The sequence below is a fragment of the Micromonospora sp. NPDC051924 genome (genome assembly GCF_055586005.1).
In genome coordinates, this window is the sequence record NZ_JBVJJA010000008.1 from 179,487 (window position 1) to 200,484 (window position 20,998).

Below are 20,998 nucleotides of genomic sequence, written 5' to 3' on the forward strand. Positions count from 1 at the left end.
GCCATGGACACCCTGTTCCTCGCCCGCCTTCAGTTCGCCGCCACCACGTCGATCCACTTCCTGTTCGTGGCGGTCACCCTCGGGCTGGTCACCCTGCTGGTCGGGGTGCAGACCGCCGGCTTCGTCACCGGCAAGCCGGTGTACGAGCGGCTGACCCGCTTCTGGGGCCAGCTCTACGTGATCAACTACGTGCTCGGCATCGCCACCGGCCTGGTGATGGAGTTCCAGTTCGGGCTGAACTGGAGCGGCCTGTCGCGCTACGTCGGCAACGTCTTCGGCGCGCCGCTGGCCGTCGAGACGCTGCTCGCCTTCGTGCTGGAGTCCACCTTCCTCGGCATGTGGATCTTCGGCTGGCACCGGCTGCGCAAGGGCGTGCACCTCGCCCTGCTCTGGGGCGTCGCGCTCACCGCGTACGCCTCGGCGTTCTGGGTGATGGTCGGCAACGCCTGGCTGCAACACCCGGTCGGGTACGAGATCCGCGACGGCGTCGCCCACCTCACCGACTTCGGGGCGCTGCTCACCAACCCCACGCTCGGCTTCGCCTTCGGCCACGTGGTCGCGGCCAGCCTGGTCACCGGCGGGATGCTGATGTCGGCGGTGAGCGCGTTCCACCTGATCCGGCGTACCCCGGACTTCGCGCTCTTCCGGAAGTCCCTGCGGATCGGCCTGCTCACCACGGCGGTCGCGGTGGTCCTGCTGCTCGGCTTCGGCTTCGCCCAGTTCGGCCCGACCGGCCAGGTCCAGCCGACGAAGTTCGGCGGCGGGCCGGACCGGGACGCGCTGGTCGCCGAGTGGACGGCGAAGTTCGGCCCCGGCGACTACGTTCCGCCGACCCTGTCCAACGTCGGCCTCGGCTTCATGATCCTCATCGGGTTCGGCCTCTTCCTCGGCCTGCTGATCGTCCCGCTGCTCTGGCGGGACTGGCTCATCCGGCTCCGCTTCCCGCTCTGGCTGGTCCTGCTCGCCCTGCCGTTCCCCTTCGTCGCGGTGATCCTCGGCTGGATCGCCCGGGAGGTCGGCCGGCAGCCCTGGGCGGTGTACGGCCTGCTCCCGGTCGACCGGGCCGTCTCGCCGGTCGGCGCCGGGCTGATGCTCACCTCGCTGATCGGCTTCACCCTGCTGCTCGGCGCCCTCGCCGTCACCAACTGGGTGCTGCTGGCCCGGCACGCCGCCCGGGGCGCAGCCGATCCCGCCCTCGGCCGGCCGCCGGCGCCCGACACCGACACCCGCCCGCAACCCGTGTTCGCCTGAGGGAGCCCGCCGTGGAACTCGTCTGGTACGCCCTGTTCGGCCTCTTCCTCGCCACCTACCTCGTCCTCGGCGGCTGCGACTACGGCGTCGGGCTGCTGCTGGCCCGGGGCGCCACCGAGGAGCGCCGGCGGGCCGCGCTCACCGCCCTCGGGCCGTTCTTCCTCGGCAACGAGGTGTGGCTGGTGGCCGCCGCCGGCACCCTGCTCGGCGCCTTCCCCACCCTGGAGGGCGAGCTGCTCTCCGGCTTCTACCCGGCCGTGTTCGGCGCCCTCGTCGGGGTGGTCCTGGTGACCGCCGGGGTGCAGTTGCGCAGCCGGCCCCGGGCCGGGTCGGCGCGTACCGCCTGGGACCGGGTGGTGATGGCCGGCAGTGTGCTCGCCGCGCTCGGCTGGGGCGCCCTGCTCGGCGGGCTGCTCCAGGGCCTGCCGCTGCACGCCGACGGGCACGTCAACGGGGTGGGGCACCTGTTCACCCCGTTCGTGGCCGCCGTCGCGCTGGCGATGCTGGCCCTGGTCGCCGTCCAGGGTGCGACGTTCCTCACCCTCCGCCTGCCGGCCGCCGGCGCCGCCTCACTCGCCCGGGTGGCCCGCCGGCTGGTGCCGGTGGCGCTCGTCGCGGTCGCCGCGGCCACCGTCCTGGGCCTGCTCTCCGACCGGGTACGCGCCGCCGTGGCACGCCCGGCGGTCGCCGCACTCCTGCCGTTGGTGCTGGTGGCGGCGCTGCTGGTGGCCCGCGCGGCGCTCGGTCGGGGCCGGTCCGGGGTGGCCTTCACGGCGACCAGCGCGGCGCTGGCGCTGCCGGTCGTGCTGGTCGGCGCGGCCCTCTGGCCCCGGGTGCTGGTCTCCACCGTCGAGCCGGCCGCGTCGCTGACCGTGGCCGACGGCGCGGCGAGCGGGCCGACCCTGTCACTGCTGGGCTGGCTCGTGCTGCCGCTGGTGCCGGCCCTACTAGGCTTTCAGGCGATGTGCTGGTGGGTGTTCCGGGGACGGACTGACGGCAGGGCACCGGTGTACTGGTGAATCGCCGCCCGTTCGACCCGCGTCTGCTGCGCCGGGTCCCCGCGGCCCGGCGCGACCTCGCCGTGCTCGCGGTGTTGGGCGGGCTGACCGCGCTGCTGGTGGTCGCGCAGGCCACCGCGCTGGCCACGCTGCTGGCGACCGCGATCGACGGGCGGCTGCACCGGCCGGCGCTGGCCGGCTTCGTCGCGGCGGTGGCCGCCCGCGCGCTGGTGAGCTGGGCCCAGGGCACCGTGGCGGCCCGGGCGGCGGCCACCGTGAAGGCCGCCCTCCGCGCCGACCTGCTCCGCGCGGTCGGCCGGCACGGGCCCACCTGGGTCGCCGGCCAGCGGGCCGGGCAGCTCGCCACCCTCACCGGGCGCGGCCTGGACGCGCTCGACCCCTACTTCACCGGCTACCTGCCGCAGCTGGTGCTCAGCGTGACCGTGCCGTTGGCGGTGCTGGCCCGGATCGTGCTGGCCGACTGGAGCTCGGCGCTGATCATCGCGCTGACCATCCCGCTGATCCCGGTCTTCGGGGCGCTGCTCGGCTGGCAGGCGCAGGCCGCCACCGAGCGGCAGTGGCGACGCCTGTCCCTGCTCGGCGGGCACTTCCTCGACATGGTGGCCGGGCTGCCCACGCTGCGCGCGTTCGGTCGGGCCCGGGCCCAGGTCGACGTGGTGCGCCGGATGGCCGACGGGCACCGGCAGGCCACCATGCGGACGCTCCGGATCGCGTTCCTCTCCGCGCTCGTCCTGGAACTGGTCGCCACCCTGTCGGTGGCCCTCGTGGCGGTGCCGGTCGGCATCCGGCTGCTCGGCGGTGGGATCACCCTCGCCACCGCCCTGCTGGTGCTGCTGCTCACCCCGGAGGCGTACCTGCCGCTGCGGGCCGCCGGCAGCCGCTTCCACGCCAGCATGGAGGGGCTCACCGCGCTCGACGAGGCGCTCACCCTCTCGGCCATCCCGGAGGCCGCCGGACCCGCCGGCACCCGGCTGCCGACCCCGGACGGCCACGGAGAGATTCGCTTCGAGGGCGTCACCGTCGAGTACGAGCGGACCACCGCCCTGCGCGACGTGACGCTGACCATCCGGCCCGGCGAGCGAATCGCCGTCATCGGGCCCAGCGGCGCCGGCAAGAGCACCCTGCTCCACCTGCTCCTCGGCTTCGTCGCCCCGACCACCGGCCGGGTCACCGTCGACGGCGTCGACCTCGCCGGGGTCGACCCGGACGCCTGGCGGCGGCAGCTGGCCTGGGTGCCGCAGCGCGCCCACCTCTTCGCCGGCTCGCTGGCCGACAACATCCGCCTCGGCACGCCGGACGCCCCGGACGCCGCGCTCGCCCGGGCGGTCGCCGACGCCGCGCTGGACGAGGTGGTCGCCGCCCTGCCCGACGGGCTGGCCACCGTGCTCGGCGAGCGCGGGCACGGCCTGTCCAGCGGGCAGCGGCAGCGGGTGGCCCTGGCCCGGGCGTTCCTCCGGGACGCCCCGGTGGTCCTGCTCGACGAGCCGACCGCCCGGCTGGACACGGCCAGCGAGGCGGTCGTGCTGGCCGCCACCCGCCGGCTGGTCGCCGGGCGTACCGCGCTGCTGGTCGCGCACCGGCCCGCGCTGCTGGAGGACGCCGACCGGATCCTCCGGGTCGAGGACGGCCGGGTCACCGAGCTGACCCCGGCGCCGGCGGGGAAGGTGCCCCGATGAGCGACGCACCCGACCGACCCGGGCGGCCGGACCAACCGGTCCGGGCCGTGCCGGGCGGCGTCTCCCGGGACGGGACGACCCCGGCCGGCCGCGACCCGGGGGTGCCGACCGCCGCCGAGGCGAACCCGGCCGAGCTGCTGCCCGGCGGCCCCGCCCCGACCGCCACCGTCCCGGACACCGGGGCCACGACCGGGGCCCGCGCCGAGCGGGTGGTGCTCCGGCTGGCCCGGCCGTACCTGGGCCGGCTGGTGGGTGCCGGGCTGCTCGCCGCGGCCACCGAGTTCGCCGGGCTGGCCCTGATGGCGACCGCCACCTGGCTGCTGATGAGCGCCGCCGGGCGGCCGACGCTGGACCGGCTGACCGTGGCCATCGTCGCGGTCCGGGCCCTCGCCGTCAGCCGGGGCGTGTTCCGCTACACCGAACGGCTCGCCGGGCACGACGCCGTGCTCCGGATGATCACCGATGTCCGGGCCCGGGTCTTCGCCACCCTCGCCGCCCGGCGCGACGGCGCCGTCCAGCGCACCGGGGACGCGCTGAGCCGCCTGGTCTCCGACGTGGAGGCGGTGCAGGACCTGCTGCTGCGGGTGCTCGTGCCAGGGTCGGCCGCCGCGCTGGTGAGCGTGCTCGCGGTCGGCGGGGCCGCGCTGATCTCGCCCCCGGCGGCCGGCGTGCTCGCCGTCGGGCTGGTCGTGGCCGGGGTGGCCCTGCCCGCGCTGGCCACCGGGCTAACCCGCCGGGCCGCCGACGAGGTGGCCCCGCTGCGCGGCGCGCTCGCCGTGGACGCGGTCGACCTGACCCACGGCGCCGCCGACCTGGCCGCGTTCGGCGCGACCGACAGGGCGCTGGCCGCCGCCGAGGGGCGGGCCCGCCGTCTCGCCCGGCTGGAACGCCGGCTGGCCGCCACCGGCTTCGCGGTCGACGCGGCCGGGGTGCTGGTCGGCGGGCTCACCGCCGCCGCCGTGGTGGTCGTGGCGCTCCGCGCCGGCGTCGGCGGAGTCCTGGTCGGCGTGCTGGCCGTCGGCGCGCTGGCCGCCGTCGAGATCGCCCTCGCCCTGGTCGGGGCCGCCCGGCAGCGTGCCCAGCTCCGGGCCGGCCTGACCCGGGTCGCCGCCCTGCTCACCGGTCCGGAACCGGCCCCGGCCGAGGCCGCCGTCGCCGAGCCCGGCACCGCGCGCGCCGCCGCCGAGCTGACCGGTGCGGTGGTGGCCCGGCACGACGTGCGGTTCGACGGGGTGACCGTGCGGTACCGGACGGGCGCGGCACCGGCCCTGGACGGTGTCGACCTCGACCTGCCCGCCGGTCGCCGGGTCGCCGTGGTCGGGCCGAGCGGCGCCGGCAAGAGCACGCTGGCCGGCGTGCTCACCGGCGCGGTACGCCCCGATGCCGGCCGGGTCACCCTGGACGGCACGGAGGTGTCCGCGTACCCGCCCGAGGAGTTGCCCCGGGTGATCGGCGGCCTGCTCGCCGAGGCGTACGTCTTCCACGCCTCGGTCCGGGAGAACCTGCTGCTCGGCCGGCCGCGGGCCGACGAGGCGGAGTTGACCGCCGCGACCCGCGCGGCCGGCCTGCTCGACTGGGTACGCGACCAGCCGGAGGGCTGGGACACCGTGGTCGGCGAGCAGGGTGGCCAGCTCTCCGGGGGTCAACGGCAGCGCCTCGCGCTGGCCCGCGCCCTGCTGGCCGCCCCGGCGGTGCTGGTGCTCGACGAGCCGACCGAGGGCCTCGACCCGGCCGCCGCCGACGCGGTGCTCGCCTCGGCGCTGGCCGCCACCCCGGCCGGCCACTCGGTGCTGCTGATCAGCCACCGGCTCAGCGGCCTGGCGGAGCTGGACGAGATCGTGGTGCTCGACGCCGGGCGGGTGGTCCAGCGCGGCCGGCACGCCGAACTGGTCACCCAGCCGGGCTGGTACCGCGACCAGTGGCTGCTCCAGGAGGCAGCGGAGCGCGGCTACCTCGCCCTCGGGCCGGCCACCTGACCCCACCCCGCCGCGCCCCCACCCCCACTCCCCGGCCACGCCGTGCCCCCTCCGCGCGTCGATCATGAGGTTGGCGGCGACAAATCGGACGGACAGCGCCGCCAACTTCGTGATCACCGCCCGGCCGGGCCTCCCCGTCCGCCATCCCCCGCGCCGGGGCCACCCGGCCGGGCCGGGGCTCAGGGGAATTCCCGGACGCGGGTGACCGCGCGGGATGGCAGGGTGGGCTCATGCCGGCGTACCAGGACGTGCTCGTGGAGGAGCGGCTGCGCGAGCTGGCCGGCCGGCTGCGTGGCCCGGCCCGCCTCAAGGCCGACCTGCTGACCGAGGCGCGGCACTCGTTGCAGGACGCGGTCGAGGCGTACCGGGAGGGCGGCCTGCCCCGGGCGGAGGCCGAGCGGCGGGCGGTGGCCGAGTTCGGCAGTCCCACTCAGCTCGCCCCGGGCTACCAGGCCGAGCTGGCGGCCGGCGCGCTGCGCCGGCTGGCGGTGCGCGCGCTCGCCGTGGCGGTGGTGCTGATGGCCGGCGGCGACCTGACCTGGCGGGGGTCGAGCTGGAGCGAGGGGCCCCGACCGCCGGAGGGCTACCTGCTCCTGTCCGCCTCGCTGAACGGGATCTGGGGGCTGGTCGCCGCGCTGGCACTGGCCGGGCTGCTGCTCGGGATCCTCGCCGCCCGCTACCGGTCGCCCCGGCTCCCCGTGCTCGGCCGGGCGGTGGGCTACGGGCTGACCGGCGGGCTGCTGGGCGGGGCGATCGCCGGCAGCGCCCTGTTCGGCTGGTCGATCAGCCTCTGGGAGGCGGCCCTGAGCTGGCCGCCGATGATCATCGGAGCGGTGCTGGTCAGCGTCGGCTGGTTCGCGTTGGCCCGGGCAGCCCGCTGCTGGCTCCAGGCCACCTGCTGACGCCGAGCCGTTCCGTCGACACGGGTTGCGGCAGCCCGCCGCCTCCCCGGGCCGGCATGCCCCGGGTTGCGGCAAACCGAGTGGATCAACGCCGGCTCGGCGGACGATCAACGCCGGCTCGGCGGACGATCAACGCCGGCCGGGCGAGTGGCCATGCGCCAGCCCGGCGGGCGGGTCAGGCCGGGGTGCCGGGCGGCGGTTCGGCGGCGAGGAAACGGCCCACCGTAGCGCTGAACTCGCGCCAGCCGGCCCGCTCCCCGGCGAGCGCGCGGCCGCCGGCCTCGGTCAGCCGGTAGGTACGCCGCTCCCGGCCGTTGACGGTGCTCCACGAACTGGCCACGTACCCGGCCCGCTCCAGTCGGCGCAGTGCCGGGTAGATGGTGCCGGTGGGCAGATCGAGAGCGCCGCCGCTGCGGGTCCGGAGCGCCTCGATGATCGCGTAGCCGTGCAGCTCGCCCTGCTCCAGCACCGCCAGCAGCAGCGCGTCCAGATGCCCGTGCAGCGCCTGCGCCTTCATACGTAGCAACGCTACTTGTCCGCCGGTCGGGACGCCACCGGGGTGCGGCTCCCGCTCCCGTCGAGGCGCCCACTAGGGTATGTGCGCAGAGTCACTCGGCGGCCGGAGGCGTCGCCGGGTGGGCAACCGACAGCACACGGAGGTCAGCGTGGCCCGCCAGTCGCCCCAACGGCCCGACGCCGACGAGCCCGAGCTCGACGACACCACGGAATCGACCGCAGATGACGAGGTCGAGGTCGACCGCCCAGTGGCGGACCGCGCCCTCTGGGACGAGCTGCGGATCGACCCGGTCGAGATCGCCCTGCCGTCCGGCACCGGCTACACCCTGCGGGCGTACCGGCCGGCCCGGGAGCTGACTCCGACCGACGTCGCCGAGCGCGACCAGGACGACCCCTTCCTGGCCCGTCGCCAGGTCGTCGAGACCGAGGACGACGAGGAGGTGGTCTTCCTCGACGAGGAGTTCGCCGCCCTCACCGCCGAAAAGGACGAGGACGAGGACGAGCGGCGCGAGGGGCGCCGGCGCGGCAAGGCCGAGGCGGCCGACGAGGCGGACGAGGCGGACGAGGCGGACGAGGACGAGGCCGGCGAGGACGAAGCGGACGAGGACGAGGACGAGACCGGCGACGAGGAGGTGCCCGCCTTCCTCAGCCACCGGGGCAAGCTGCTGCTGTTCAAGACCCCGGAATCTTTGGTGAGCTTCGTCCGTTCCGGCGCGCCCAACGACCTGTCTCAACTGGACGGCTGGAATGAACTGTCCGAACGGGTGGAACCGGCCGACATCGCCCCGCTGGACGAGGACACCTACGAGCTCGACCTGGTGGTCGAGAACCTCCGCGGCGGCCATGACGCGTGGGATCCCACGCTCCTGATCGAGGCCGGCGAGATCGCCCGTGACCTGGCGTACGCCCTGCGGCTACCGGCCGTGCTGGACATGCTCTCCGCAGGCTCCAGCCTGGACGACCTGGACGAGGCGCTGCGGGCATCTGTCAACGGCGGAATCGGTGGATTCCTGGGTCGACGCCGGCTGAAGAAAATCGGGGCACAAACCGCAAGTTTGGGTTGGCGCACCATTGTCGGCAAGATCTCTGCTGTTGTGGACTGGCGCGACTGACCCCGACCGGGGAGCATCAGTCTCTGGCAGAGAAAGACCTGTGTCCCGGGAGGAGGACGACGCCGTGGCGCTCGTGCGCGTTTACTGCGGCCTGGCCTCGGCGGATCCGGCCGACCGGCCGGCCTCGGTCGGTTCGACGCTGACGTCCGCAGTGGTCGACGACGCAGGCCGTCTGCTGCATGTCTGCGAGATCAGTGACGACCCGGCCGGTTACGCCCAGCTGGTCACGCTGCTCGTAGAGCGGTCGGGCGGGCCGAGCGGTGCGGCCATCGCCGCCGACAGCGACGACCACAACGTCACCTCGCTGCTCAGCGCCGCCGGCCGGCCGCTGGCGATCGCGGACGACGACTCGGTCGACGACTTCGCCGAGCGCTTCGCCGACGACGACTCGCTGGAGGAGATGCAGTCGCCGCCGGTCGAGCGCCGGGCGGTCGGGCTGGCCCGGGCGCTGCAGGCCGGCGCGCTCTCCGCGGTCACCCTGCCGGCGCCCCGCGATCTCGCGGGCTACAAGCAGGTCCTCGCCGCGCACGCCGCGCTGGCCAGCGGGCGGCACTCCGCCGCGGTGGCCCTGCGCGAGGTGCTCCGCGAGCTCTACCCGGCCGCGCTCCGGGCGTACCCGGACCCGGCCGAGCCGGTCTCCCTGGCCGTGCTGGACGCGCTGCCGGAGCCCGGCATGCTGAGCGGCACGGTGGCCGGCGGCCGCGAGGTCACGGTCGCCGCGGACGCCGTCGCCGCCCACCTCGCGGCCGAGGGCATCGCCGACGCCGACACGGTCGACGAGGCGGTGACCGCCCTGCGCGTCGCCATCTCCGAGACGCCGCGGCGCGCCGCCGTCAACCGGGCGCTCACCGCCGCCGTCGCCGAGACCGTGCGGCAGGCGGTCGCCTCCGTCCGGGCCTGCGACGCCGGCTGCGACGCACTGGTCGGCGCGCTCAGCTCCCGGGTCACCACGCCGACGCCGGTCCCGGGCCGACGGGCCGCCGCCCGCCGCGGCGAGCCGGTCGGTGAACTGACCAACCTGCACAACACGGGCACCGGCCTGCGCCCGGTCCGGCCGACCGAGCCGGAGCCGGTGGGCCGGCGCAACCGGCCGGAGCCGGTCTCCGGACCGGCCGCGCCCGCGTCGCCCCGGCCCCTTGTCCCGCCGCCGGTCGCGCCGGCGCCGGTCATGCCGCCGCCCGTCGCGCCCGCCCCGGTGACCCCGGCGGCGGCCGTCGGCCGGCCCACGTCGGCCCCGCCGAGCCGTCCCGAGCCGGCCGGCGCCCCGCTGCCGCCGCGACGGGACGTGCCGACCAACCGGCCGATCTCGGCGCCGCCCCCGCCGCCGCCCGGGATCACCCCGATCGCCCCGGCGCAGCGCGGCAACGTGCCGCCGGCCGAGGCCGGCGAGCCGTTCCGCCCCACGCTCACCACGGCCGCGATCAACAGCGCCCGGGCCGAGCGGCAGCGGACGATCATCCCGCCGCGGCCCAAGACCACCCCGCCGGAGCCGCCGACCGGTGGCTTCAGCGCCACCGACCTGAGCATCCCGGTGCCGGCGCCCCGGCCCGGCCAGGAGTCCGCTCCCCCGGGCTCCCGGGCCAACTGGCCGCTGGTCAACAACGCCGACGAGCAGGACGACCGGGCCACGGAGGCGCCGGCGAGCTACGGGTACGGCGGCCGCGGCGTGGACGCGCCTAGCGACCCGGGCCGGGTCACCCCGCCGTGGCTCGCGGACGACCTGCCGCAGGAGCCGCCGATGCTGCGGCTGGTGGAGCCGCCGCCGCTGGCCGACCGGGCCCTGCGCGAGGAGCTCGACCCGCCGACCGACCCGGGCCTGGAGGCTCGGTCGCTGCGGCTGGTCGACCGGGGCGGCGTCGACCGGTCCGGCCGGCCCGCGCCCCGCGCCGAGGCGCCCACCCCGCTGGAGCGACGTCCCGCGCCGAAGGAGCACCGGCCGCCGCCGGTCTCCGACGAGGGCGACGGCGACCTGCTGATCTTCGCGCAGGCGAAGTCCGCCTGGTTCGTCGGGCACGGCGAGGACGCCGACCTCGAGTGGTCGAGCACCGCGGACAGCGGCTGGCAGGCGGCCTCGCAGGCGGCCCGCCCGTCGGTGGGCTCGGAGACCAGAGCCGGCCTGCCGAAGCGGGTGCCGCAGGCCAACCTGGTGCCGGGCTCGCCGCTGCGCGAGGAGCGTCCACTGCGGATCGTCCGGAACGCGGCCAGCCTCGCCGAGAACACCACCGGCTACTTCCGGGGTTGGCGGCGCGGACAGGAGATCGGCGGCTTCGCCGTCGGCGGCCGCCCCGGCCGGGAAGCGGCCGGCGGCTGGGACTTCAGCCGGGACACCGGCGACCGCGACGACGACCGCGAGTACGAGTTCCGTTCCGCCGGTTACCGGTCCTGATCGGAGTCGTTCACCCTTCCACCTGCGTGTTTCTGCCCACACCGGGATAATTTGACGCCGGGTCGGGCCGGCCGGGAGCATACCCGGCGGAACAGCCGGCGGCGGGCGTCGCCGGGGTGGGAAGGCGACTCCATTGGCGACACCGGCATTCGACTCCTCCGTGCTGACCCGTCGCGGCGTGCTCGCCGCGGCGGCGAGCACCCTGCTGTTGACCGCGTGCGGCCGGCCGGGCCAGCGACCGGACGACGCGGCGGTGAGCACCACCGCACCGGGCGGCCAGGAACTGGTGGTGGGCGTCAGCCTCGAGCTGACCGGCAGGGGCGCCGCGTTGGGTGTGCTCCAGCGGCGTGCCCTGGAGATCACCGCCGAGTCGATGAACGTCTCCGGTTTCCCGGTCGGCAACCTGCGGCGTACGGTGCGGCTGGAGATCCGGGACAACGGCAGCGACCCTCGGCTGGCCGCCCGGCAGGCCACCGAGCTGACCCGGCGGGACCAGGTGCACGCCCTGGTCGGCGGCACCCTCGCCGAGACGTCCATGGCCATCGTCGAGGTGGCCCAGAAGCTCCAGGTGCCGTTCCTCTCCCTGGGCGACGGCGACGACATCGTGCTGCCACTGGCCCAGCGGACGTACATCTACAAGCTCACGCCGGACGCCGGTGACGTGGCCCGCCGGATGGCGCAGCTGATCGAGTCGCAGCGGGTACGGCGGGTCGCGCTGCTGGCCGTCGAGGGCCCGCACGGTGACTCGGGCGTGCGGGCCGTACGGGGCGCGCTGCGCGCCGTCGGTGTGGAGCTGAGGCGGACGGTACGGCTCTCCGTCAGCGGGCGGGGCGTCGCCTACGCCACCCGGCGGGCGGCGGCCGCCGAGCCGGACGGGGTCATCATCTGGGGCACCGCACCGGACTCGGGCAACGCGGCCCGGGAGCTGCGCCGCGCCGGCTACCGTGGACCGCTCTTCTTCGACTCGGGTGCGGTCGCCGAGGACACCCTCGCCCCGCCGAACGCCGCCGCGGTCGAGGGGGCGTACGCCGTGCACCCGGCGTGCCTGGCCGGATCCACGTTGACCACCACCACCACGGCGGAGATGGCCCGTCGGGACTTCACGTTCCGCTACCTCCAGCGCCACGGCACGTTCAGCGGCTTCGCCCCGTACGCCTCGGACGCGCTCCAGCTCCTCGCCTCGGCGGCGCGGATGGCGAGCAGTGTCGACCGTGGACGGCTGCGGGCGTACCTGCAGACCCAAGTGACCGAGGGCATCGCCGGCGGGTACGCGTTCGCCCCGATCCGGCACGGTGGCATGGAACCCGACTCGCTCGGCGTCTACGTGGTCAACCGGGGCAGCTGGGCGCCCTGGTCCTGACCGTCCACCCCGGCCGTCCGCAGCGAACACTCCCGCCTGCGGGCGGCCGTCGTCGTTCCGGGGGCGCCGGGATCGGGATGCGGACAGAATGAAGCGCCCGGTGGCCAGTGGCCGCCGGGCGCTTCACGTCGCCGGTCAGGCGGGCGCGACCGCCCGCGAACGCCGCATGGTGAGCACGTACTCGACCAGGGAGATCAGCACGTGCTTGGTCGACTCCCGGTTCCGGGCGTCGCAGGCCACCACCGGGATGTCGCTCGAGATCGCCAGCGCGTCCCGGACGTCCTGCGGGTCGTGGTACTGCATCCCGTCGAAGCAGTTGATGGCCACCAGGTACGGCAGCCGCCGGTGCTCGAAGAAGTCGATGGCGGCGAAGCAGTCCGCCAGTCGACGGGTGTCGACCAGCACGACGGCGCCGATGGCACCGCGCACCAGCTCGTCCCACATGAACCAGAACCGGGTCTGACCCGGCGTACCGAACAGGTACAGGATCAGGTCGCGGTCGATCGAGATACGACCGAAGTCCATCGCCACCGTGGTCGTCGTCTTGCCCGGCACCTGCCGGGTGTCGTCGACGCCCACACCGGCGGAGGTCATGATCGCCTCGGTGGTCAGCGGCGTGATCTCCGAGACCGAGCCGACCAGCGTCGTCTTGCCGACGCCGAATCCACCGGCGATAACGATCTTCGCCGAGGTCACGCGCCCGCTCGCGGCCGGCGGCCGGTGCGACATGTCAGAGCCTGCGAAGTCCACTCAGCACCCTCTCCAGCAGTTCAGTGCCCACCGCGTCGTCGGAGTCGTCCAGGATGGTCGGCTCGTGGACCGCGACCAGGCCGTCCGTCGCCATGTCGGCGATGAGCACCCGGGCCACGCCGAGCGGAAGCTGCATGCGCGCCGCGATCTCGGCGAGCGACTGCACGCGTCCGTCACACAGCGCGGCGATGTACTGGTGTTCACGGCCCTGACCGCCGTTGCCAGTGGCAACGGCGCGGCCGCGCACCGTCGTCTCGACGAGTGCCTCCAGGGCGATCTCGAGCCGGGGGCGGGTACGACCGCGGGTCACGGCGTATGGACGGACTAACGCTCCGGTCGGTTCGTCACGATCGGCCATGTCGCCGCTCACCTCCCTCGTACCCGGCACCGGCTCGACCCGGTGGCATTCGTCGATGTCGTAGTTGTTGCCGCTCCTGACCCACCGGTCAGCGAGTCGTTCAGCCCATCATCCCCACAGCCGTACGCGGCTGTGGGGTAAGGGCGTCGCCCACCCGGTCGACGAGCAGGGCCATCTCGTACCCGACCTGCCCGACGTCGCAGCTGCGCGCGGCGAGGACCGCGAACGACGAGCCGTCCGAGATGGACATCAGGAACAGGAAGCCGTTGTCCATCTCGACGACGGTCTGCAGCACCGCCCCGCCCTCGAAGCAGCGGGCCGCGCCCTGGGTCAGGCTGACCAGGCCGGACGCGATCGCCGCGAGCTGGTCCGCGCGGTCCCGAGGAAGGTCACGGGACGAAGCGAGGAGCAGGCCGTCGGCGGAGACCGCGACCGCGTGCGCCACCCCGGGCACCCGGTCGGCGAAGTTGGCGAGCAGCCATCCGAGATCCTGCGTACTTGTCATCCTTCTTGCTCCTTCTGCCCGCTCCCGGCCACCGGGCCTGAGCCAGACTGCGAGGACTGCTGACCGCCCGGAGTCGCCTCCGGGCCGGCCGAGTTGCTGTCGGACGGGTTGTTACGCCCCCGCTGCACGCCCCGATGGTAGGCCGACAGCAGGCCCCGGACGCCCTCCGGCGTCCGGCGCTGCACCGACGTGGAAGGCTTGTCGATGCCACCCGGCACGAGCTGCGCCATCGGGGTCCGCTTGGGCAGGCCCTTCTGGGTGGTCTCGGCGACCGGGACCTCGGTGGCGGCCGAGGCGGCCCGCCAGCCGTCGTCGGCGGCGCTCTGCCAGCTGGGCGACTGCTGCTGTGCCCGCCGGTTGGGCAGCGCCTCGGCGTAGCCGGGACGGCCACCCCCGTTCGCCGCTCCGTTGTCGCGCGGCGCTCCGCCGGCCGCCGGGGTGTGTGCCATCGGCGTGTTACCTGTCGTTGCGGGTGTTGGCTGCTGGACGGCCCGACCGGTGGCGTCGACCTTGGCGAACTGCTGGGTCGCCGCCCCGCTCGCAGGCGCGGCCTGGGCCGCGGTGGCCTCCTCGTTCGGCCCCGGCCGGCGGGTACGGAACCAGTTCGACTCCAGCTCCCGGAAGATCGGCAGCTCCATCGTCTCGTCCGCGTACCGCTGGCGGTTGCCCGCCTGCTGCGGGGTCGGCCGCGGCGTGGGCGCGGGCGCCGGCCGGCTGACGGCCGGCGGCATGGCGGCCGGCGGGGTTTCCGGCCGGGCCACCCGCGGCAGCTCGGTGGTCATGTCCAGGCCGGCCGCGAGGCGCTCCGGCACCGCCGGGGCAGCGGGGTCGGGCGAGGCGACCGGCGGCCAGACCGGCGGGGCACCGACGCTCGGCGGCCCGGCCTGCGGGACCGGACGCGGCGGCACCTGGCTCACCGGCGGCACGGAGACCGGCTGTCCCGGGGCGGGCGAGGCCGACACCGGCTGACCGGAGTACGGCTGACCGGAGTAGGGCTGACCGGAGTAGGGCTGACCGGAGTAGGGCTGACCGGAGTAGGGCTGACCGGAGTAGGGCTGACCGGAGTACGGCTGACCGGAGTACGGCTGGCTGGAGACCGGCTGACCGGAGATCGGCGAGGCGGATACCGGGGCACCGGAGACCGGCGGCAGCGGCGGAGCCGAGACCGGCGGCACGGGCGGCGCGGATACCGGCGGCGGGTTGTACGGCCGCGCCTCCGGGCTGCTCGGCAGCTGCCGCGGGATGGGCGGCTGCTGGCCAGTGGTGGCCGGGTCGGCCTCGGCCGGGTGGCGCCGCTGCGGCAACGGGTCGATCGGCTGGCCGTTCGACGGCCGCGGGGTGAAACCGTCGCCGCCGGCGAGGGTGCCGGCCCCGGTGAGGTCGGACCAGGCCGGCATCGAGCGCGGGCCGCCCGGCGTGGCCGGGGTGCCGGAGCCGTTGCGCGGCGCCGGGTCGAACGCGCGGCCACCGAGGGTGACCTGATTGCCGGACGCGCCGGGGCGCGGGGCCGGCGGCGTCCCCGGGTTGTGCGGGCCGTTGCCGAGGGCGGCGAGGGCGCCGAACGTCGGGGCCGGACCGCCCTGCTGCGGGCCGGTGTTCGCGGCCGGGAGGGCCGGCGCGGCCTGCGGGCCCCGGCCGGAGAGGGCGCGCGGCACCAGGACCGACGGGGGCAGGGTGACATCGGCGACCGTACCCCGGTCGGCGCCGGGCCGGAGCTCGACCTTGACACCGTGCCGGGACGACAGCCGGGCGACCACGACCAGACCCATCATCCGGGAGACCGCCACGTCCACCTGCGGCGGCGTGGCGAGCCGCTCGTTCAACTCGCGCAGCTGCTCCAGGCCGATACCGATGCCCCGGTCCTCCACGTAGAGGGAGGCGCGGTCGCCCACCCGCCGGGCCTCGACCATGACGTGCGAGTCCGGCGGGGAGAAGGCGGTGGCGTTGTCGAACAGCTCGGCGACCAGGTGCACGAGGTCGTTGACCGCGTGCGCGGCGATCTCGATATCCCGGTCGATCACGCCGAACTCGATCCGGGTGTAGTGCTCGACCTCGGACTGGGCGGCGCGGAGCACGTCGATCAGGGCGGCCGGCTCACGCTGCACGCGGGTGGAGTCCGCACCGGCGAGGACCAGCAGGTTCTCGTCGTTGCGGCGCATCCGGGTGGCCAGGTGGTCGAGCTGGAAGAGCTCGGCCAGCCGGTCCGGGTCCTCCTCGCCGCGCTCCAGCCGGTCGAGGTGACCGATCAGGCGGTCGACCAGGATCTGCGACCGGCGGGCCAGGTTGACGAACATGGTCGCGACGGACGCCCGGAGGGCGGCCTGCTCGGCTGCGGTCCGGACCGCCTCCAGGTGGACGGCGTTGAACGCCTCGGTCACCTGGCCGAACTCGTCCTTGCTGCGGACCGGGAGCGGCTCGGCGATCTGGTTGGCCAGCTGCACCGGGGAGAGCTGACCGGTGACCTGCGGGTCCCGCAGCCGGGCCACCGCCTGCGGCAGGCCGTACTGGGCCACCGAGAGGGCGCCCTGGCGCAGGTCGCGCAGCGAGCGGGCCATCGAGCGGGCGACCAGGTACGCGAAGAGGATCGCCAGCAGCAGCATGGTCAGCAGCAGGCCGGTCTCCAGGAAGACCTGCCGCTGCGTGGCGCTCCGCAGGTCCTCGGCATGCCGGACCACGTTGCCGTCCAGCCGCGACTCGACCGTCCGGATCAGCTTGGCGTTGGCCACCATGGCGGCGTCCCACTGGTCCGGGCCGAACTTCAGCCCGGCCAGGCTGCCGGTGATGCTGGTCCGGTTCTTGATCTCGTCCTGGTAGGCCGTCGACTCGCGCAGGTCCGGGCCGGAGACGACCTGGTCGTAGTACTCGGCGTCGGTCTGGTTGGCGACCGCCTTGAAGCTCTGCAGCGCCTGGGTCTGGCCGGTGCCGGTGGCGATGAAGTCGTCGCGCAGGACCGGATTGAGATTCTTCTGCACCAGGGCCTGGTGGACGACCACCCGGCGCTGGGAGAGGTACTCCTTCTGCCGCGCGACCGCGGCGGCGGCCCGCATCCGGTCGCTCAGGTCGTTGTTGCCGGCCAGCTGGGTCGCCGAGTCACGGATCGAGAGCAGGTCGTTGATCAGACCCTGGTAGAGCTTCTCCGCGTCGCTGATCGTCAGCTTGCCGTTGAGCACCTGGCTGCGGGTGCCCGGCATGTCGGAGAGACTCTGGTCGATCTCGTCGAGCAGCGCCTCGAAGTTTCGCGGCAGGTTGTCGAGGTCGAGCCGCTGCTGGGAGTACGGCGTCTTCGCCTGGTCCACCCGCTGGTTGGCCCGGCTGTAGGCCTCCTGGTACTGGGCGTTCTGCTGCGTCCTCTGCGCGTTGGTGGTGCCGCTGTTGGCACCCAGCCACAGCACCGCCGCGACCCGCTCGTCCTGCAGTGTGTCAACCAGGTCACCGGAGTATCCGATGAGGTTGGCCAGATTGCCGGCCCGGTTGGCATTGTTGAGCGTCTGCAGGTGGTCGACCAGACCGCTGGTGCCGACCACGACCGTGGCGATGGTCGGCACGATCATGATCAGACCGAGCTTGGACCAGATCGGCATGTCGCGGAGCCGGCTGGCTGGCCGGCGTAGACGCGACAGGAAGGAGCCCGCCGTCGTTGGCCGTTTGCTCACGTCACCGCCCTCGCATTACCGCGTACGGACGTCGCCTCTGGGCAACGCCGAGCGACCGACCCGGCGGGTCGGACCTCCGAGATTCCATCACGCCGCCCGGCAAAGAGAAAGCCCAGGTTGTCCCTCGAGAGCGGTGTGATGAGATGTTGATGCAATTTGATAGCAATCCGTCTGGCCGGAGTCACTCAAAGTAATGGCACACCGTCACCGCGTCGTCCTGCTCGCCGGGCCTTCCGGCTCCGGAAAGTCGTACATTGCCCACCGAACCGGACTCCCGGTGCTCTGTCTGGACGACTTCTACAAGAACGGCGATGACCCTACGTGTCCGCGCCGAAACGGACAGGTGGACTGGGAGTCCCCGCTGTCCTGGGACGCGAACTCGGCGGTGGACACGATTGCCCGACTGGCCCGGGACGGCAAGGCCGAAGTGCCGGTTTATGCGATCGGCGCAGACCGGAGGGTGGCCACCCGGCCATTCGATGTCGCCGGTTCGCCATTTTTCGTCGCCGAAGGGATCTTCGCGGCCGAGATCGTCGCCGAGTGCCGGCGCCGCGGCCTGCTCGCCGGGGCGTACGCGCTGCGCCGGCCGCGCGGGGCGACCTTCGTCCGCCGGCTGGCCCGGGATCTCACCGAGCAGCGCAAGGCGCCCCGGGTGCTGATCCGCCGCGGGGTGGCGCTGCTGCGCGCCGAGCCGGCGGTGCTGCGCCGGCAGACCGGGCTGGGCGCGGAGGCGGCCCGGGCCCGCCAGGTGCTGCGCCGGGTGGCGGCCCTGCTCGCCGGCCACCCGCACCCGCACTCCTGATCAGCCGATCACCTTGGCGTACGCCGGCTTGATCACCTCGTCGATGATCCGCAGGCGCTCGTCGAACGGGATGAAGGCGCTCTTCATCGCGTTGATGGTGAACCACTGGAGTTCCTTCCAGCCGTAGCCGAAGGCGTCCACCAGCAGGGCCATCTCGCGGGACATCGAGGTGCCGCTCATCAGCCGGTTGTCGGTGTTGACCGTCACCCGGAAGCGCAGGTCGCGGAGCAGCCCGATCGGGTGGTCGGCGATCGACGCCGCCGCCCCGGTCTGCACGTTCGACGACGGGCACAGCTCCAGCGGGATCCGCTTGTCCCGGACGTACGCGGCCAGCCGGCCCAGCACGGGCGGGTTCCCCGGGGTGATGTCGTCGACGATGCGGACGCCGTGGCCGAGCCGGTCCGCGCCGCACCACTGGATCGCCTGCCAGATCGACGGCAGCCCGAACGCCTCGCCGGCGTGGATGGTGAAGTGGAAGTTCTCCCGCTGCAGGTACTCGAAGGCGTCCAGGTGGCGGGTGGGCGGGAAACCCGCCTCCGCCCCGGCGATGTCGAAGCCGACCACTCCGGTGTCCCGGTGCCGGACGGCCAGCTCGGCGATCTCCTGGGATCGGGCCGCGTGCCGCATCGCGGTCAGCAGCGTGCCGACCCGGATCGGGTTGCCCGCCTCGGCGGCCAACGCGCTCCCCTCCCGGAAACCGGTGACCACCGCCTCGACCACCTCGTCGAGGGTGAGGTTCTGCTCCAGGTGCTGCTCGGGGGCGAACCGCACCTCGGCGTAGACCACGCCGTCGGCGGCCAGGTCGAGGGCGCACTCGCGGGCGACCCGGCGCAGTGCCGGCGCGGTCTGCATCACCGCCACGGTGTGCGCGAAGGTCTCCAGGTAGCGCTCCAGCGAACCGGAGTTCGCCGCCTCGACGAACCACCGGCCCAGCGCCTCCGCGTCGGTGGTGGGCAGGTCGTGGCCGACCTCGGCGGCCAGCTCCACGATCGTCGCGGGCCGCAGACCGCCGTCGAGGTGATCGTGGAGCAACGCCTTCGGGACCTTGACGATGTCCTCGTACGAGATTGCGACCATGCTCAGACCCTAGTCACCGCCGGTCACGGCGCGGCACGGGACCGGTCAGGGCCGCCAGCCGTACACCCGGTCGACCGCGAGGCGGAGGACGAGCCGGCCGTCGGCCACCATGGCCGCCCGGTAGTCCGCCCAGTCCGGGTGCTCGCCGCGGATCCGCTGGTAGACCTCGACCAGCTCGTCGACCGTGGCGTCGTCGGTGCTTGCCGCCGCCGGGGTGAGGGTCACCACGCCCTCGGCCACCGCGTAGGCCCCGCCGTCAGGAGTGGTGACGTGGAGGCTGGCGCGCGGGTCGCGGCGCAGGTTGCGCACCTTCGCCCGGTCGCCGGTGGTGGAGCAGCGGATCAGGCCCGGCTCCGCCAGGTAGTCCAGGTTCGACAGCTGCGGGCGGCCGTCCCGGCGCAGGGTGACCAGCACCCCCCGACCCCGCGCCCCGAACAGCTCCCACAGCCGCTCGCTCCGCTCGCTCACGCCGCCACCCGCAGCGGCGCGAGCGCGGCGGCCAGCCGGGCGAGCTGGTCGAGCATCAGGTCCGCGGCGGCCTCGCGGCCCGGGTCCGGCAGCAGCTCGCCGGTCTCGGCCAGGGCCTGGCGCAGGAACACCGTCACCGCCTCGTTGACCGGGACCATGTTCAGCGTGGTGACCACCTGCTTGATCATCTGCACCGCGCGCAGGCCACCGGAGGTCATGCCGTAGCTGACGAACCCGACCGGCTTGTGCCGCCACTCGTGGTAGAGGTAGTCGATCGCGTTCTTGAGCGGCGCGCTGAAGCCGTAGTTGTACTCCGGCATCACGAAGACGAAGGCGTCCGCGGCGGCGGTCGTGTCGCTCCACACCCGGGTGTGCCGGTGCAGGTAGTTCCCTTCCGAGGGGTGGTGCGGCTCGTCGTGGAACGGGAGCGCGACCTCGGCGAGGTCGACCAGGCGTACGTCGTCGAAGCCACCGTGGCGGACGGCGGTCGCGGTGAACCAGTCACCGATCCGCCGGCCCACCCGGCCGGGACGGGTGCTGGCGACGATCACGTTCAGGCGGGGCATGGCGGGGTCACTCCTGTCGGGGCGGGCCGGGCCGGAGCCGGCACGGCGAGTCGGGGAATGAGGAACTGGGCGAGCGGCCCGATGGCGAGCGCGTAGAGCACGGTGCCGGGGCCGACGGTGCCGCCGAGCAGCCAGCCGACGGCGAGCACGCCCAGCTCGATCAGGGTGCGGGCGCGGCCGATCGGCAGGCCGAGGGCGGCCAGGCCGGTCATCAGGCCGTCCCGCGGGCCGGGGCCCAGCCGGGCACCGAGGTAGAGGGCGGTGGCGATCCCGTTGAGCAGGATCCCGGCGAACAGCAGGGCGATGCGAACGGCGAGCGACCCGACCGGCGGCAGCACCGCCAGCACCGCGTCCAGGGCCAGGCCGACCAGCGCGACGTTGGCCACCGTGCCGACACCGGGACGCTGCCGCAGCGGCACCCACAGCAGCAGGACCACCAGCGCGACGCCGTTGACCAGCACCCCCATCGGCAGCCCGGTGCGGGCGGCGAGGCCCTGGTGCAGCACGTCCCACGACCCGAGCCCGAGATCCGCCCGGACCATCAGGGCGACGCTCGCGCCGAAGAGGGCCAGGCCGGCGAAGAGCCGGCCCAGCCGCACCGGCAATGTGGTTGACATGTCA

At 74.5% G+C, this 20,998-nt stretch carries 18 protein-coding genes; 9 read left to right on the forward strand and 9 right to left on the reverse strand.

The window, feature by feature from the left end; translation table 11 throughout:
- The first annotated feature begins 3 nt into the window (after positions 1–3).
- The 5 genes from ACZ6S5_RS09270 to ACZ6S5_RS09290 all read left to right on the forward strand — a co-directional run bounded on the left by ACZ6S5_RS09270 (position 4) and on the right by ACZ6S5_RS09290 (position 6,824).
- Positions 4–1,251, forward strand: a complete 1,248-nt coding sequence (locus ACZ6S5_RS09270; RefSeq protein ID WP_465999386.1) for a cytochrome ubiquinol oxidase subunit I — start codon at positions 4–6, stop codon at positions 1,249–1,251.
- An 11-nt stretch (positions 1,252–1,262) separates the two neighbouring features.
- Positions 1,263–2,270 carry a cytochrome d ubiquinol oxidase subunit II gene (locus tag ACZ6S5_RS09275; RefSeq protein WP_465999388.1) on the forward strand — a complete coding sequence of 336 codons (1,008 nt, stop codon included), beginning with the start codon at positions 1,263–1,265 and terminating at the stop codon, positions 2,268–2,270.
- Complete coding sequence (gene cydD, locus ACZ6S5_RS09280) at positions 2,267–3,946, forward strand: thiol reductant ABC exporter subunit CydD (RefSeq protein WP_465999390.1); 1,680 nt, start codon at positions 2,267–2,269, stop codon at positions 3,944–3,946. The genes ACZ6S5_RS09275 and cydD overlap by 4 nt, the downstream gene beginning before the upstream one ends.
- Entirely contained in the window at positions 3,943–5,922 is a 1,980-nt protein-coding gene (gene cydC / locus ACZ6S5_RS09285) for a thiol reductant ABC exporter subunit CydC (RefSeq protein WP_465999392.1), read from the forward strand. The genes cydD and cydC overlap by 4 nt, the downstream gene beginning before the upstream one ends.
- A 230-nt stretch (positions 5,923–6,152) precedes the next feature.
- On the forward strand, positions 6,153–6,824 hold the full coding sequence (locus ACZ6S5_RS09290; RefSeq protein ID WP_465999393.1) for a permease prefix domain 1-containing protein: 672 nt from the start codon (positions 6,153–6,155) through the stop codon (positions 6,822–6,824).
- A 175-nt stretch (positions 6,825–6,999) separates the two neighbouring features.
- On the opposite strand, the gene ACZ6S5_RS09295 is transcribed toward ACZ6S5_RS09290, so the two are convergent.
- Entirely contained in the window at positions 7,000–7,341 is a 342-nt protein-coding gene (locus ACZ6S5_RS09295) for a PadR family transcriptional regulator (protein ID WP_465999395.1), read from the reverse strand.
- Positions 7,342–7,459: 118 nt separating this feature from the next.
- Between ACZ6S5_RS09295 and ACZ6S5_RS09300 the strand changes: the two genes are divergently transcribed.
- The 3 genes from ACZ6S5_RS09300 (at position 7,460) to ACZ6S5_RS09310 (ending at position 12,198) form a co-directional block, all read left to right on the forward strand.
- Entirely contained in the window at positions 7,460–8,452 is a 993-nt protein-coding gene (locus tag ACZ6S5_RS09300; RefSeq protein ID WP_465999397.1) for a DNA primase, read from the forward strand.
- Positions 8,453–8,492: 40 nt separating this feature from the next.
- Entirely contained in the window at positions 8,493–10,838 is a 2,346-nt protein-coding gene (locus ACZ6S5_RS09305; protein ID WP_465999399.1) for a transposase, read from the forward strand.
- Between the two features lie 133 nt (positions 10,839–10,971).
- The gene (locus ACZ6S5_RS09310; protein WP_465999401.1) at positions 10,972–12,198 is read left to right on the forward strand and encodes an ABC transporter substrate-binding protein; all 1,227 of its coding nucleotides are present in this window, start codon (positions 10,972–10,974) and stop codon (positions 12,196–12,198) included.
- A gap of 135 nt (positions 12,199–12,333) precedes the next feature.
- Here the strand turns inward: ACZ6S5_RS09310 and ACZ6S5_RS09315 are convergent, their stop codons facing one another.
- From ACZ6S5_RS09315 to ACZ6S5_RS09330, 4 genes are all read right to left on the reverse strand, one after another.
- Complete coding sequence (locus ACZ6S5_RS09315; RefSeq protein ID WP_465999403.1) at positions 12,334–12,927, reverse strand: GTP-binding protein; 594 nt, start codon at positions 12,925–12,927, stop codon at positions 12,334–12,336.
- A gap of 1 nt (position 12,928) precedes the next feature.
- Positions 12,929–13,306 carry a DUF742 domain-containing protein gene (locus ACZ6S5_RS09320; RefSeq protein ID WP_123242533.1) on the reverse strand — a complete coding sequence of 126 codons (378 nt, stop codon included), beginning with the start codon at positions 13,304–13,306 and terminating at the stop codon, positions 12,929–12,931.
- A 100-nt stretch (positions 13,307–13,406) separates the two neighbouring features.
- Entirely contained in the window at positions 13,407–13,811 is a 405-nt protein-coding gene (locus ACZ6S5_RS09325; RefSeq protein ID WP_013731521.1) for a roadblock/LC7 domain-containing protein, read from the reverse strand.
- A complete protein-coding gene (locus ACZ6S5_RS09330) occupies positions 13,808–17,464 on the reverse strand; it encodes a sensor histidine kinase (RefSeq protein WP_465999405.1) in 3,657 nt (1,218 codons plus the stop codon). The genes ACZ6S5_RS09325 and ACZ6S5_RS09330 overlap by 4 nt, the downstream gene beginning before the upstream one ends.
- Before the next feature lie 343 nt (positions 17,465–17,807).
- Between ACZ6S5_RS09330 and ACZ6S5_RS09335 the strand changes: the two genes are divergently transcribed.
- Positions 17,808–18,266, forward strand: coding sequence for an ATP-binding protein (locus ACZ6S5_RS09335; RefSeq protein ID WP_465999407.1), 459 nt, complete (start codon positions 17,808–17,810; stop codon positions 18,264–18,266).
- Here the strand turns inward: ACZ6S5_RS09335 and ACZ6S5_RS09340 are convergent, their stop codons facing one another.
- Genes ACZ6S5_RS09340 through yczE form a run of 4 tightly spaced genes read right to left on the reverse strand, consistent with a single transcriptional unit; the run spans position 18,267 to position 20,994 of the window.
- Entirely contained in the window at positions 18,267–19,343 is a 1,077-nt protein-coding gene (locus ACZ6S5_RS09340) for an adenosine deaminase (protein ID WP_465999409.1), read from the reverse strand. It lies immediately after the preceding gene.
- Positions 19,344–19,388: 45 nt separating this feature from the next.
- Positions 19,389–19,811: a PPOX class F420-dependent oxidoreductase gene (locus ACZ6S5_RS09345; RefSeq protein ID WP_465999410.1), complete on the reverse strand. Its 423-nt coding sequence runs from the start codon at positions 19,809–19,811 to the stop codon at positions 19,389–19,391.
- Positions 19,808–20,377: an NADPH-dependent FMN reductase gene (locus ACZ6S5_RS09350; RefSeq protein ID WP_465999411.1), complete on the reverse strand. Its 570-nt coding sequence runs from the start codon at positions 20,375–20,377 to the stop codon at positions 19,808–19,810. Before ACZ6S5_RS09350 ends, ACZ6S5_RS09345 begins: the two co-directional genes overlap by 4 nt.
- Positions 20,365–20,994, reverse strand: coding sequence for a membrane protein YczE (gene yczE, locus ACZ6S5_RS09355; protein ID WP_465999412.1), 630 nt, complete (start codon positions 20,992–20,994; stop codon positions 20,365–20,367). Before yczE ends, ACZ6S5_RS09350 begins: the two co-directional genes overlap by 13 nt.
- Between the last annotated feature and the right edge of the window lie 4 nt (positions 20,995–20,998).

What these genes read in the sequence shown, in the direction of transcription:
- ACZ6S5_RS09270 (WP_465999386.1), top strand. Translation starts at nt 4, where the DNA reads ATGGACACCCTGTTCCTCGCCCGCCTTCAGTTCGCCGCCACCACGTCG.
- cydC (WP_465999392.1), top strand. Translation starts at nt 3,943, where the DNA reads ATGAGCGACGCACCCGACCGACCCGGGCGGCCGGACCAACCGGTCCGG.
- ACZ6S5_RS09290 (WP_465999393.1), top strand. Translation starts at nt 6,153, where the DNA reads ATGCCGGCGTACCAGGACGTGCTCGTGGAGGAGCGGCTGCGCGAGCTG.
- ACZ6S5_RS09295 (WP_465999395.1), bottom strand. Translation starts at nt 7,341, where the DNA reads ATGAAGGCGCAGGCGCTGCACGGGCATCTGGACGCGCTGCTGCTGGCG.
- ACZ6S5_RS09315 (WP_465999403.1), bottom strand. Translation starts at nt 12,927, where the DNA reads ATGTCGCACCGGCCGCCGGCCGCGAGCGGGCGCGTGACCTCGGCGAAG.
- ACZ6S5_RS09320 (WP_123242533.1), bottom strand. Translation starts at nt 13,306, where the DNA reads ATGGCCGATCGTGACGAACCGACCGGAGCGTTAGTCCGTCCATACGCC.
- ACZ6S5_RS09325 (WP_013731521.1), bottom strand. Translation starts at nt 13,811, where the DNA reads ATGACAAGTACGCAGGATCTCGGATGGCTGCTCGCCAACTTCGCCGAC.
- ACZ6S5_RS09340 (WP_465999409.1), bottom strand. Translation starts at nt 19,343, where the DNA reads ATGGTCGCAATCTCGTACGAGGACATCGTCAAGGTCCCGAAGGCGTTG.
- ACZ6S5_RS09350 (WP_465999411.1), bottom strand. Translation starts at nt 20,377, where the DNA reads ATGCCCCGCCTGAACGTGATCGTCGCCAGCACCCGTCCCGGCCGGGTG.
- yczE (WP_465999412.1), bottom strand. Translation starts at nt 20,994, where the DNA reads ATGTCAACCACATTGCCGGTGCGGCTGGGCCGGCTCTTCGCCGGCCTG.